This window comes from Halomicrobium sp. HArcel3 (genome assembly GCF_058933135.1).
This window is the reverse complement of record NZ_JBZYDN010000003.1, coordinates 231,726-244,660: the sequence shown is the minus strand read 5'-3', so window position 1 is coordinate 244,660 and position 12,935 is coordinate 231,726. Positions and strand designations below refer to the sequence as shown.

The 12,935-nt window shown below is 66.7% G+C and carries 10 protein-coding genes; 7 read left to right on the top strand and 3 right to left on the bottom strand.

Going from position 1 to position 12,935, the window contains the following annotated elements; all coding sequences use genetic code 11:
• Positions 1 to 344: 344 nt before the first annotated feature.
• Positions 345 to 515, top strand: coding sequence for a hypothetical protein (locus tag AC5FRV_RS10670; protein WP_493561080.1), 171 nt, complete (start codon positions 345 to 347; stop codon positions 513 to 515).
• Positions 516 to 733: 218 nt separating this feature from the next.
• Here the strand turns inward: AC5FRV_RS10670 and AC5FRV_RS10665 are convergent, their stop codons facing one another.
• Both AC5FRV_RS10665 and AC5FRV_RS10660 read right to left on the bottom strand, forming a co-directional pair.
• Positions 734 to 1,381 (bottom strand): alpha/beta hydrolase, encoded by a 648-nt coding sequence (locus AC5FRV_RS10665; protein ID WP_493561079.1) that lies wholly within the window; start codon positions 1,379 to 1,381, stop codon positions 734 to 736.
• Between the two features lies 1 nt (position 1,382).
• A complete protein-coding gene (locus AC5FRV_RS10660; protein WP_493561078.1) occupies positions 1,383 to 2,012 on the bottom strand; it encodes a VOC family protein in 630 nt (209 codons plus the stop codon).
• 330 nt (positions 2,013 to 2,342) lie between these two features.
• On the opposite strand from AC5FRV_RS10660, the gene AC5FRV_RS10655 reads away from it, so the two are divergent.
• From AC5FRV_RS10655 to AC5FRV_RS10635, 5 genes are all read left to right on the top strand, one after another.
• Positions 2,343 to 2,777: an Hsp20/alpha crystallin family protein gene (locus tag AC5FRV_RS10655; RefSeq protein WP_493561077.1), complete on the top strand. Its 435-nt coding sequence runs from the start codon at positions 2,343 to 2,345 to the stop codon at positions 2,775 to 2,777.
• 427 nt (positions 2,778 to 3,204) lie between these two features.
• Positions 3,205 to 3,858, top strand: a complete 654-nt coding sequence (gene rdfA, locus AC5FRV_RS10650) for a rod-determining factor RdfA (RefSeq protein ID WP_493561076.1) — start codon at positions 3,205 to 3,207, stop codon at positions 3,856 to 3,858.
• A gap of 127 nt (positions 3,859 to 3,985) precedes the next feature.
• Positions 3,986 to 5,929 carry an archaea-specific SMC-related protein gene (locus tag AC5FRV_RS10645; RefSeq protein ID WP_493561075.1) on the top strand — a complete coding sequence of 648 codons (1,944 nt, stop codon included), beginning with the start codon at positions 3,986 to 3,988 and terminating at the stop codon, positions 5,927 to 5,929.
• A 77-nt stretch (positions 5,930 to 6,006) separates the two neighbouring features.
• Positions 6,007 to 6,363, top strand: a complete 357-nt coding sequence (locus AC5FRV_RS10640) for a hypothetical protein (protein WP_493561074.1) — start codon at positions 6,007 to 6,009, stop codon at positions 6,361 to 6,363.
• A gap of 117 nt (positions 6,364 to 6,480) precedes the next feature.
• Positions 6,481 to 7,212, top strand: coding sequence for a ThuA domain-containing protein (locus tag AC5FRV_RS10635; protein WP_493561073.1), 732 nt, complete (start codon positions 6,481 to 6,483; stop codon positions 7,210 to 7,212).
• 24 nt (positions 7,213 to 7,236) lie between these two features.
• Here AC5FRV_RS10635 and AC5FRV_RS10630 read toward each other — a convergent pair whose 3' ends face one another.
• A complete protein-coding gene (locus tag AC5FRV_RS10630; protein WP_493561072.1) occupies positions 7,237 to 8,334 on the bottom strand; it encodes a Gfo/Idh/MocA family protein in 1,098 nt (365 codons plus the stop codon).
• 627 nt (positions 8,335 to 8,961) lie between these two features.
• On the opposite strand from AC5FRV_RS10630, the gene AC5FRV_RS10625 reads away from it, so the two are divergent.
• Entirely contained in the window at positions 8,962 to 12,909 is a 3,948-nt protein-coding gene (locus tag AC5FRV_RS10625; RefSeq protein ID WP_493561071.1) for a PAS domain S-box protein, read from the top strand.
• Positions 12,910 to 12,935: the final 26 nt, after the last annotated feature.

Sequence of the window (12,935 nt, the reverse complement as noted above, 5' to 3'; positions counted from 1 at the left end):
CCCCGGGCGCCGGCAGTCGGTGTCCGTCCATTTCAGTTTTCCAGCAGCTGCGAAAAGAGACGGGACGGGACCGATGGATCGTGACAGCCTGTGGTGACTCGGTGGCGGTGACTCGGTGGCGGTGACAGCGATAGTTCACCTCTCGGGGACGTGCAAGTGAGGAGACGGACACCTGGGTAGAGTCGTTTGCTACGAGGGATCCGGAGTACTATTGATCCCGCCCGAACGGGTTCGTTTCGCGTGTTGCAGACCGGCCTCCGAGAGCGACCTGGGAAGCCTCAGACGCACGTCATTTGTGCACAGTATCGACAATATTAACCAGGGAGAGGAATCTACCGTCTGGCATGACGCCCCTCCAGCTGGCCGGAATGAACCCGCTAGGTAGTTTAGTGCTGGCGATCGTGATCCCCGTCTTGATCATCGCCTTCGGGACGTACGTGGGAGTGCTCGTGGCGCTTCAGTCGTTCTTCGGCGAGTCGTCGTGGCAGGACGTTTCGAATGCGAACGAGGATTGAGCGTGTCGGTCGCCGGCCATCCCCGGTTCAGGTGGTGTAGTGCACGATACGGCAGTTGCTGTGAACGATTCCCTGGATTCGGCGGGTCGAATCCGATAGTCGTCAGAGCGATCGACCGCGTCTCCGGTACCTGCGTGACCGACACCTCCCGGATCAAAGACGGGAGAGAGCGGTTCGAAGCGGGCACGGAGTTTCGCAGAAGCGCAGCGAAGAGAGGTTCAGACTGACTCTCCCAGCGCACCGATCATCTCGTCCACGGCCGCCAGTTCGTCCTCGTTGACGGTGTGACCCATCCCCTCGTAGATGCGCTCGTCGACGTCGCCGTCGAGGTCCTCGAGCACCTCGGCCGTCTCGTGGACGCGCTCCAGCGGGATGTGCGGGTCCTGGTCGCTGCAGCCGATGAACACCGGGGTTTCGTCGAGCGAGCCCTCGTACTCGCGGGGGGTCCCCTCGGGGCCGATGAGGCCACCGGAGAGGGCGGCCAGGCCGCCGTAGCGACGGGCGTTACGCGCCATCGTCTCCGAGGCCAGACAGGCGCCCTGGGAGAACCCGAGCAGGACGATGTTCTCGGCCGGGATGCCCGCGTCCTCCACGTCGGCGACGGCCTGGTCGGCCCGGTCCAGCGCCGCGGAGAGCCACGGTTCGTTCTGCTCCATCGGCGCCATGAACGACTGGGGGTACCAGGTATTGCGGGCGGCCTGGGGGGCGACGTAGGCGACGCCGTCGTGGTCGAACTCGTCGGCGAACGAGAGGACGCTCTGGGCCGTCGCACCGCGGCCGTGGAACATGACCACGGCGGCGTCGGCGTCCTCCAGCGTGGCGCCGGCGGTCCGGGTCGGCTGGTCGGCGTGGATGGCGTCGCTCATCTCACTCCACCCCCGCGCCCGTCGCGGCATCGCCGAGGTCGACCGCCTCGCTATCCAGGCCAAGTTCGTCCAGCGCGGCTTCGAGGTGCTCGGCCTCGGCGTACTCCGCGCCGTCTTCGACCCGCTTTGCCTGGGCGAGCGCGAGCACTTCCCCGCGGCGGTCGTCCGGGATCTCGTACTTGTCGGTGGCGAACTCGAGAGTGAGGCCGTTGTGGTCGCGGGTGTACAGCGAGTGGAAGATGCCGCGGTCGAACTCGTTGAACTGGTAGCCGTTCTCGGAGAGCCCCGATTTCACCTCGTCGAAGCGCTCGGGGTCGACCGTGAAGGCGACGTGGTGGACGCCGCCGATGGGAGTCCGGAGCGGCTGGCGGCTGGAGTCCCGATCGTCCTCCACGAAGAACGTGAGGATGCGACCGTCGCCGGTGTCGAAGAAGAGGTGGGTGACCTCCGGCTGGTCGAGATTCGGCTGGCGGAGCACCAGCGGCATGCCGAGGACGTCGCGGTAGAACTCGATGGTCTCCGCCTCGTTGCTGCCGATGAGCGTGACGTGGTCGAGTCCGGTCGTCCGGAACGCCGACTCGGGGGGCGTCGCGGTGACCGGCGCCTCGTCCGTCGATGGGCCTGTTGTCATTGGTCGGTCTCGTCTACGCTCCCGAGACGGAAAAACGGGCCAGTGACGTCGAAGTCACCTGTCCGCGGCGGGCGGTCGACCTGACAGTGGGAGCAGCGAGGGACCGGACGGCCAGACCCGTGCCCGCCCTGTCGCCGTGCCGAGGTTCAGCCCTGCTTGTCAGGGAGTAACACGTGCTTTGCCCGTCGCGACCGGCCCGGTGGAGTCCGTTCTCGGGCGGTCGTCGGCTCTCCACGGCGGACGCTCGCTCGTGACAGAGACGGGCGGACGGACGGTCGGAACATCGCGTAACGACGACGTAACAAAGGTCGACCGGGTCCGAGTACGGGTATGTCTCGACGCACGCCGTTCGACGAGATCGAGCGACTCATTGACCAGATGGGCGAGCAATTCGAGGACGCCTCTCGGCAGTGGGGTGGGCTGAATCCCCAGCAACTCTCCGGCGCCTCCTCCATCGACGTGGTCGACCGCGGCGACGCGTTCGACGTGCGGGCGGACCTCCCGGGGTTCGAACCCGACGACGTCGACGTCCGCGTCGTGGACCAGACCCTCCACCTCGACGCGACCCGGAGCGACGAAATATCGACCGAGGATGGGGAGTTCGTCCACCAGGAGCGGACCAGCGAGTCCATCTCGCGTCGCGTCCGCCTGCCCGAACCCGTCGACGCCGACGACGTCACGGCCACGCTCGAACAGGGCGTCCTCTCGGTGACTATCCCGAAGGTCGCTCCCGACTCGACGGGCCACTCCATCGACATCGAGTGAGCCCGTTCTGGACGGCGCAGATCCGGTAAACGTAATATTTTGTAGTATTATATCGATTCGATATTGTTGGTGAGAGTGGCCGGTGACTCCCCCGGTACCGACGACTCGGAGAACGTGTGGGTCGCCCGAATCGCGGAAGTACCGGCCGATTTTTCGACATTCGGACCGATCCAGTACATCACCGTCGATCGTGATCGACGTCGTCGGGCGAGACGCTAATTCAGACAGCAATCAAATGTAACTCCGGAATAGACACAGATCCATTACGTTAGTCGGCAGTCCGTTCTCGGTCGCGAGCGGGGAAGCCTATCTGTCGATAACAGACGTATGCGTGTTATCCGATCCGCGGGAAGGCGCGGCGTCGGCGTGGTGCGAGCGAGGCATCATAAAGTTAAGGTACGCCGGTCCGGTACTCGAAGGCAAGTAAATGGCATCGGGTAACGGAAGCACCGGCGGGGCCACGCAGACGAAGGTGGGCCGACTGATCGAGGGCTACGACCTGGGACCGGAGTACGGCGGGAAACTGGAGGCGGCCTGGACCGACGACGGCACGGAGCGGAAGAGCCTCCGCGACCTCGCCGAAGAGTTCAACCGGCGGCTGCTGGCGGCGGCAATGAGCGACGCCGGCATGTCCACGCTGGACGGGGAAGTCGACAACATCTTCCGGCTGTTGACCGCCGAGGACGTCACGTCGGGGACCCGGACGGAGGCCCGCAGCCGGCTCGAACGCAACGGCATCGACGTCGAGCAGCTCGAACGCGACTTCGTCACCTATCAGGCCATCCGGTCGTACCTCCAGAACGAGCGCGGGGCCGAGTACGAGGGGGCCAGCGACGAGGACCGACTGGAGCGCACCGCCGACAGCATCGAGCGACTGAGTTCGCGCCTCTCCTCGGTCTGCGAGACGAATCTGAACCAGCTACGGGAGACAGACCGGATCACCCTCGACGAGTTCCGACTGTTCGTCACCGTCGACGTGCTCTGTGAGAAGTGTGGCTCGCAGTACACCGTCGCCGAGTTGCTCGAACGCGGCGGCTGTGACTGCGACGACGACGTCGAGACGGCGCAGGCCGAGGACTGAGCGCTCTCGACGGGAAGAGAGTCCGTGCGTCCGGCGGTCACGGCTTCGAACCGGGGTCGGTGGGCGCGTCCCAGACGGACAGAAAGATGAATACTTATTAGAGATAGACGTACCTACCCGACTATCAATGACGACGACACAGCACGCTGACCAGCTCGCCCGGTTCCAGGTCGAGAAGATCGGGGGGATCGACGAGACCTCGGTCGACGTTCCGCCAGGCGTGACGGTGCTCGCGGGGAAGAACGCCACGAACAGGACGTCGTTTCTCCAGGCGATACAGGCGGCGCTCGGCAGTACGAACGCGTCGCTCAAGGGCGACGCCGACACCGGAGACGTGCAGCTCAACCTCGGCGAAGAGACGTACGAGCGCAGCCTGCAGCGGACCAACGGCCACGTCTCCTTCTCCGGGAACGGCTACCTCGACGACGCCACCGTCGCGGATCTGTTCGCCTTCCTCCTCGAGGCGAACGAGGCGCGCCGGGCCGTCGCCAGGGCCGAGGACCTCCGGGAGATCATCATGCGCCCGGTGGACATCGACGCCATCCGCGAGGAGATCCGCCGCCTCGAGGACGAAAAGGAGACGATAAACGACGACCTCGCGGAGATCGGCTCGCTCAAGCAGGAACTGCCGACGCTCGAACAGCGCCGCACCGCGTTGCGAGACGACATCGCCCAGAAGCGCGACGAACTGGAGGCCAAGGAGGAAGAGATCGAAGCCTCCAGCGCCAGCATCGAGGAGACCCGCAACGAGAAGGCCCAGTTCGAGGAGAAACTCGACGAGCTACGGGACACCCGCAGCGACCTCGAACAGGTCCGTTACGAGATCGAGTCCACCGACGACAGTATCACGTCGCTGAAACAGGAGCGCAACGACCTGGAGGCGGAACTGGCCGACCTCCCCGAGGCGCCGATGGGCGACCACGCGGACCTGGACGCGGAGATCGACCGCCTCCGGAAGCAAAAACAGACCGTCGAGCGGGAGATACAGGACCTCCAGAGCGCGATCCAGTTCAACGAGGAGATGCTCGACGACGAGGGCGAGGGCGTCCTCGACGAACTGGTCGAGGACGGGGACTCCGACGTCACCGCCAGGCTGGTCGAGGACGACGAGGTCGTCTGCTGGACCTGCGGCTCCGAGGTGACGGCAGACCAGATCGACTCGACGCTCGAATCGCTGCGGTCGCTGCGCGAGACGAAACTCGGCGAGACGAGCGACATCGAGGACCGCCTCGAGGAACTGCAGTCAGAACAGCGCGAGGCCGAACGACAGCAAGAGCAGCGGACGAAGCTCGAACGCCGGCTCGACGACGTCGACTCGGAGATCGAGAGCCGTCGGGACCGCCTCGACGAACTCCGGACGGAGAAGTCGGCGCTGACAGACGACGTCGAGTCGCTCGAAACCGAGGTCGAGAAGCTCGAATCCGACGACTTCAGCGAGGTGCTCGACCTCCACAAGGAGGCCAACCAGCTCGAGTTCGAACTCGGCCGCCTGGAGTCCGACCTCGAGGACGTCTCCGGGGAGATCGAGTCCATCGAGGAGGCCATCGCCCGCGAGGACGAGTTGCGTCAGGAGCGGGAAGGGCTGCTCGACGAACTCGAGGAGTGTCGCACCCGGATCGACCAGATCGAGGCCGACGCCGTCGAGCAGTTCAACACCCACATGGAGGCGATCCTCGACGTGCTCGGCTACGACAACCTCGAGCGCATCTGGATCGAACGGCTCGAACAGACCGTCCGCCAGGGCCGCGAGAAGGTGACGACGACGGTGTTCGAACTCCACGTCGTCCGGAGCACCGAGAGCGGCGCGGCCTACGAGGACACGGTCGCACACCTCTCGGAGTCCGAACGGGAGGTGACCGGCCTCGTCTTCGCGCTCGCGGGCTACTTGGTCCACGACGTCCACGAGGAGGTCCCCTTCATGCTGCTGGACTCGCTGGAGGCCATCGACTCCGACCGCATCGCCGCGCTGGTCGACTACCTCTCGGAGTACGCCTCCTACCTCGTCGTCGCGCTCCTGCCCGAGGACGCCCAGGCGCTCGACGACGAGTACACCCGGATCACGGACATCTGAGAGAGTCGGTCGTCCCTCGCATTCGCTCATCGAGCGTAATCGACAGTCCCTTACTCGATCGATCCCCCACACCACGTATGCAACGCTACGACACGCGCATCGACGACGGGACCCTCTACATCGAGGCCGGTGAGGGTGACCTGGAGATCGGGTCGATGGACGACGTCTGCGAGATGCTGGGGGAGACCTACACCCTGGAGTACGACGAGGAGGCCCAGGCAGCGGGCTGGCTCCAGACCGACGACGACGGGACGATCACGTTCGACGTGCGCGAGACCATCGACGACCTGGACTACAACGAGACTTTCGTCGAGAAGATGGCCGCCGAGCCCATCGACCGGGAGAACCCCGACGGCTACCCCGTCCGGACGGCCGCCTTCGCCGACCTGATGGCCGAAATCTGGGACTCCAAGGGGAGCTACGAACTGGAGTAACGGTCCGGCCGGCGCCGGGTGCCAGCGACCACCGTCGTCAGCGGTCCCCGCTCGCACCGCGCCGTCCTCCGTTGCCGCTACGGGAACCCGTTTTGGCGAGAGCGTCCACCCTCCGGTATGGCACCTACAGTCACCGTCTGGAACGAGTACGTCCACGAGCGGGAGGACGACGCCGTCGCCGACGTCTACCCCGACGGCATCCACGGAACCATCGCCGACGCGCTCGCCGACCGCGGGTTCGAGACGGAGACGGCGACGCTCCAGGAGCCCGAGCACGGCCTGACCGAGGACGTCCTCGAGGGGACCGATGTCCTCGTCTGGTGGAGCCACATCGCACAGGACGACGTCGAGGACGCCGTTGCCGAGCGAGTCGCCGACGCCGTGCGAGGTGGGATGGGCCTGATCGCCCTCCACTCGGCCGTCCTCTCGAAGGTGTTCCGCTCGCTGCTGGGGACGACAGGGACGCTGAAGTGGCGCGAGGCCGACGAACGCGAGCGCCTGTGGGTGACCGAGCCGACTCACCCCATCGCCGACGGCATCGACGAGTGCCTCGAACTGGAGCCGACGGAGATGTACGGCGAACCGTTCGACGTCCCGACGCCCGATTCGGTGGTGTTCACCTCCTGGTTCGAAGGCGGCGAGGTGTTCCGTTCGGGCTGTTGCTGGCAGCGCGGCAGGGGAAAGATATTCTTCTTCCGACCGGGCCACGAGACCCACCCGATCTACCACGACGACGAGATTCAGCGCGTGCTCGCGAACGCCGCCGAATGGGCGACGCCCGTCGGCGAGCGCGAACTCCCGGCGCTGGAGAACGTCGAACCGCGAGAGCGAATCGGCGACGGCGACTGACTGAATTCCCGTTCGAGCCGGCCGTCACTCACCGTCGGCCGCGGCCGCTTCGGCGTCGGCGAGCATCGACTGGACGTCGACGGCCTCACCCGTCTCGTCGCTCTCGATGGCGGCGAAGACGGTGGCCATCGCCTGGAGGTTGTCGCGGGCGTTGGTCTCCATCGGCTCGCCCCCCTCGCACCACTCGGCGAACCGTTCGACGAGCCAGGCGTTGCCCCACTTCTCGCCCTCCTCCAGCGCGAGCAGTTCGCCGTCCCCGATGCGGGTGTTGCCGAGGAAGTCCTCCTCGGCCGCGTCGTAGGGGAACGACCGCAGTTCGTGGCCGTCCAGCAGCAGCGTCGCCTCGGCGCAGTCGACGCGGACGTGTTCGTCGCCCCAGCCGTTGAACGTCACCGCGCTCGTGTTCGACGCCTCGTAGCTGACGCTCGTCCCGTTCGCCATCACCAGGTGGACGTGGGCGTTGGGGTCGCCGGCGAACTCCGAGTACGGCGGGTTCCAGGCGTTGCAGAAGACGGTCGCGACGCGGTCGCCGGCCAGGTCGGCGAGCAGGTCGAGGTGGTGGATGGCGCCCTCGACGAGCATGGGGTGGTTCGCCACGTCGTAGAGGCGCTCGGGCTTCCAGGTGCCGTAGGAGCGCGCGTTGACGGCGTAGCGGCTGTAGATGGCGTCGACGTCGCCGTACTCGCCCGAGCGGACCCGTCGGCGAAGGGAGGTCACGTCGTCTCGGTAGCGCTGGGTCATCGTGACGCCCAGCTTCAGGCCGGCGTCCTCGACGCGCTGAACGATGCGGGCCGCCGTCTCCAGCGAGTCGGCGAGGGGTTTCTCGCAGAGCACGTCAAGGTCGTGTTCGACGGCCAGGTCGACCAGCGATTCGCGGACGTGTGGCGGGACGACCAGCGCTAGCGCGTCGGCCTCGTGAGCCGCCACGGCGGTCTGGGCGTCCGTGTAACACCGGTCCGGCGAGAGGCCGAGCAACGCTCTGCCCCGTTCGAGGGCGTCCTCGTCCGCGTCGACCGCCGCGACGACTTCGACGGTGTCGTCGGCCTCGTTCGGGGGCAAGAAGTCCCGACACCACGCCTCGCCCTGGTTCCCCGTGCCGACGAGCACGATCCGTACAGTCATGACCGTAGGTGGGTGAGAACCGGGGTGATGCTACCGAAACCGGCAAACGCGGCGCGGCCAGTCCCGGAGTCGTTGCCCACCCCGGTGACCGGCGTGACGACTTGCCGAGAACGCGGCCCAGGCGTGGCCAGTACCTCGGACCTGTCCGAACACTAGCGAGTCTGAATGGTTTCAAGTCAGTATTCGTGGACGTCTACGGGCACGACAGCGGTCGTGGCCGTTCACGACCAGGAGTCAGTTTGAACACGGCAACGAACCAGTCTTCAGCCGCGACGTTCCGACAGACCCAGTTGTCAGGACACAGTCGTGTTCCATCGATCCGGACTGACGTGTTCACGAGACATCGAACGGCAACCCGTGCCATCGAGGGGCGATTTCGAACGGCCCTCGTGGCCCCGACCGCATCGCCAGAAAACGGGAACCGAAACCGCGGATTTTGTTACGAACGCGTCAGAAGTACTCGCCGGAAACGGCCACGGCAGCCGTCGAGTCGGTTCCGTCTGTCCCCAGACGAGCCACCATTGTTGCTCCACGTCACAGCAGACCACACACCGCTCAACCTGTGATGGCAGTGATTTGTTACCGTTAACAGAGTTTAAATAAGGCTGCCCTGTCCCATACTCGGACATGGTCAGCAGGAACCGGGACGGGCGGGAATCGGCCCTGGCCGTCTTTCGGTCCACCGACGCACGGGACGAGCCCCTGACGACGGCCGAGGTCGCAGACGCCCTCGACTGCTCGCAGCAGGCCGCCAGCGAGCGGCTGGAGGGACTCGTCGAGGAGGGGGAGCTGGCGCGAAAGCGCGTCGGCGGGACCGAACACGTCTGGTGGGAACCGGACGGCGACGGGACAACGGACGCAGTAGACGGGGTGACGGACGCGGTGGACGACGAGGGAGAGAGCGAGAACGGCCGCTTCCGGTCCCTCGTGGAGGCCACCGAGGAGTACGCTATCGTCACGCTCGACCCGGACGGTCACGTCATCAGCTGGAACGCCGGCGCCGAACGGATCACGGGATACGAGGAGTCCGAGATCGTCGGCGAGCACTTCTCGACGTTCTACACGGACGAGGAGGCGGCTGCAGGCGTGCCGGCGGAGAACCTCTCGTGCGCCCTCGAGGAGGGGTCGGCCGAGGACGAGGGGTGGCGCGTCCGGGCCGACGGCTCCCGGTTCTGGGCGTCGATCACGATCACCCCGATCCAGGACGACGACGGCGAACTCCACGGGTTCGCGACGGTCACCCGCGACACGACCGACCGGCGCGAGTACGAGCGACAACTGGAGGAGAAAAACGAGCGGCTGGAGACCCGGCGCGACGAACTCGAGAGCGAACTGAACGACGTCTTCGAGCGGGTGTCGGACGGGTTCGTCGGCCTGGACGACGAGTGGCGCATCACCGCCGTCACCGACCACGCGGCGGACGTGCTCGGCCGGCCCGAATCCGAACTCCTGGGCGTGCGCATCTGGGACGCGTTCGACGGGACAGCCGGGTCGGCGTTCGAGGCGGCGTTCCGCGAGGCCGTGGAAACCCAGGAACAGATCCACTTCGAGGAGTACTACCCGCCCCTGGGGACGTGGTTCGAGGTCGACGCCTACCCGTCCGAGTCCGGCCTCTCGGTGTACTTCACCGACGTCACCGAGCGCAAGGAGCGCGAGCACGAACTCGAACGGTACGAACGGATCGTCGAGAACGTGCCCGTCGGCGTCTACCGGAACACGCCCGGCCCGGACGGGGAGTTCGTCGCGGGGAACGCGGAACTGGCGGCGATATTCGACGCCGACTCCGTCGACGAACTCGTCGGGTCGCCGGTCAGCGACCTCTATACGGACCCGGAGCGACGCGCCGAGTTCAGCCGGCGCCTGATGGCGGAGGGCGTCGTCGAGGACTACGAACTGAAACAGGAGACCCTGGCGGGGCGGACGATCTGGATCTCGGTGACCGCGATGCGGACCGAGGAGGACGGCGACGTGTACTTCGACGGCGTCGTCCAGGACGTCACCGAGCGCAAGGAGCGCGAACGGGAACTCGAACGCTACGAGACGCTGTTCGAGGAGTCACAGGACGTCAACGCGATCATCGACCCCGACGGTACCCTCGGGTACGTCACCCCGTCGGCGAAGCACGTCCTCGGCTACGACCCCGCGGATCTGGCTGGCGAGAACGTCTTCGAGTACATTCATCCCGAGGACCGGGAGGCCATCCAGAACGAGTACGCGGGACTGGTCGAGGACCCGGACCACAACCCGCTGGTCGAGTTCCGGTTCGAACACGCGGACGGCTCCTGGGTCGTCCTCGAAGCCAAGGGTCGGAACCTGCTGGAGGACCCCACCGTCGACGGAATCGTCACCTACACGCGCGACGCGACCGAGCGAAAACTGTTCGAGGACACGCTCCAGGCGCTCCACGAGTCCTCACGCGAGCTCATCCGCTCGCAGGACGAGAGCGACGTCAGCCGGACCGTGGTCGACGCCGCCACCTCCGTGATCGACCTCCCCGGCGTCGTCGTCTATCGCTACGACGGCGAGGCGGGCGTGCTGACACTGGACGAGCTGTCCGTCGACACCGACTTCATGCGGGAGGCGCTCCCGGAGTTCCCCGTCGACCACTCGAGCATCGTCGGCCACACCTACTGCGACGGCGAGGCGAACTACTACGCGGACGTGCGCGAGTCGGACCACCTCATGGCCAGTCCCGACGAGGTCGACATGACCGCCGGGCTGTTCGTCCCGCTAGGTGACCACGGGGTACTGGCCGTGGGCTGGCAGGATGAAGACGCGTGTGACGAGCGAACCCGCCGGCTCATCGAGATCCTCGCGTCCAACGCGGAGGCGGCCTACACGCGCGTCGAACGCGAACGCGAACTCGAGGCCAGGGCCCGCCAGCAAGAAGTAGTGGCGGACCTGGGCCAGCGCGCGCTCGGCTCCGAGGACCTGGACGGGCTGTTCGACGAGGCCGTCGACCTGGTGACGGAGACGCTCGACAGCGACTACTGCAAGGTGTTCGACCTCGACCGGAGGGCCGAGGACCTGGTGGTGCGCGCCAGCGCCGCGATGGCGCCCGAGCGCGTCGGCTCGGCCGCGGTCGACGTCGGTCGCCAGTCGCAGGCGGGGTACACGCTGCTGGCCGACGAACCGATCGTCGTCGAAGACATGGCCGCGGAGGACCGGTTCGAGCGACCCGGCAACCTCGTGGCGGGCGACATCGAGAGCGGGATCAGCGCCGTCGTCGGCTCACGTGCGAGTCCCTGGGGCGTCCTCGCGACCCACGACACCGACCGTCGGGAGTTCTCCGAGGACGACGCGCTGTTCGTCCAGTCGGTCGCCAACATCCTCGCGGCGGCCGTCGACCGGCGCGACAACGAGCGCGAACTTGAGGAGCAACGCGAACACCTCGCCGCGCTCGACAACCTCAACGGCGTCGTCCGCGACATCAACGAGGCGCTCGTCGCCCAGTCCACGCGCGAAGAGATCGAACAGACGGTGTGTGACCGGCTCGCCGACTCAGACACCTACCAGTTCGCGTGGACGGCCGAGGTCGACCCCCGGACCGACTCGCTGACGCCACGCGTCGAAGCGGGCGTCGAGGGATACGTCGCGGACGCCGAGATCAGCGTCGACGGTGACCGCCCCGCGGGACAGGGCCCGGCCGGCCGCGCGGCGCGCTCGAAGGAGGTCCAGGTCGTCCACGACGCGCTCTCGGACCCGACGTTCGAGCCCTGGCGCGACGTCGCCGAGGCGTACGGCTACCGGAGCTGTGCGGCCATCCCCATCGTCCACCAGGACACGCTGTACGGCGTCCTCGGCGTCTACACCGACCGGGTCGGCGCGTTCGCCGACGAAGAGGAGGAGGTGATCGCCCAGCTCGGAGAGATCATCGGCCACGCCATCGCCAGCATCGAGCGCAAGCAGGCGCTGATGAGCGACGACGTCGTCGAGATCGACGTCCAGATCGACGACGTCCTCGCGGAGGCGGACCGCTCCGTGTCGGGGACGATCACCGTCACCCAGACGATCTCTGTGGGCGACGACACCTTCCTCCAGTACGGGACCGCGGAGGGCGAGGCCCTGGACTCGATGGAGTCGCTCGTCGACGAACTCTCCCACTGGGAGGCGCTCACCGTCCTCGGCGACGACTCGGACGGTGGCGAGGAGAGCCGGTTCGAGCTCAAGCTGTCGGAGCCGCCGGTGGTCTCCGCGGTCGCGGACAGCGGCGGGTACGTCGACGAGGCGCGGGTCGAGGGCGACACCATGCACGTCCGGGTCCACCTGCCACCGACCATCGACGTCCGGCGGATGGTCGACGACGTCCGGGACACCTACGCGGACGCGACGCTGGTGACCCGTCAGCAGGTGAGTCGCACCGACTCCCGCCAGCGGATCGAACGGACCCTGATCGAGGAACTCACCGACCGCCAGCGCGCGTCGCTGGAGGCGAGTTTCCACGCCGGCTTCTTCGACTGGCCCCGCGAAAGTTCCGGTGAGGAGGTGGCCGAGTCTCTCGACGTGACCGCCCCGACGTTCCACCAGCACCTCCGGAAGGCCCAGCAGAAGCTCCTCGACTCGATCCTCACCTGATAGCGGTGGTCGCAGACCCCCGGACC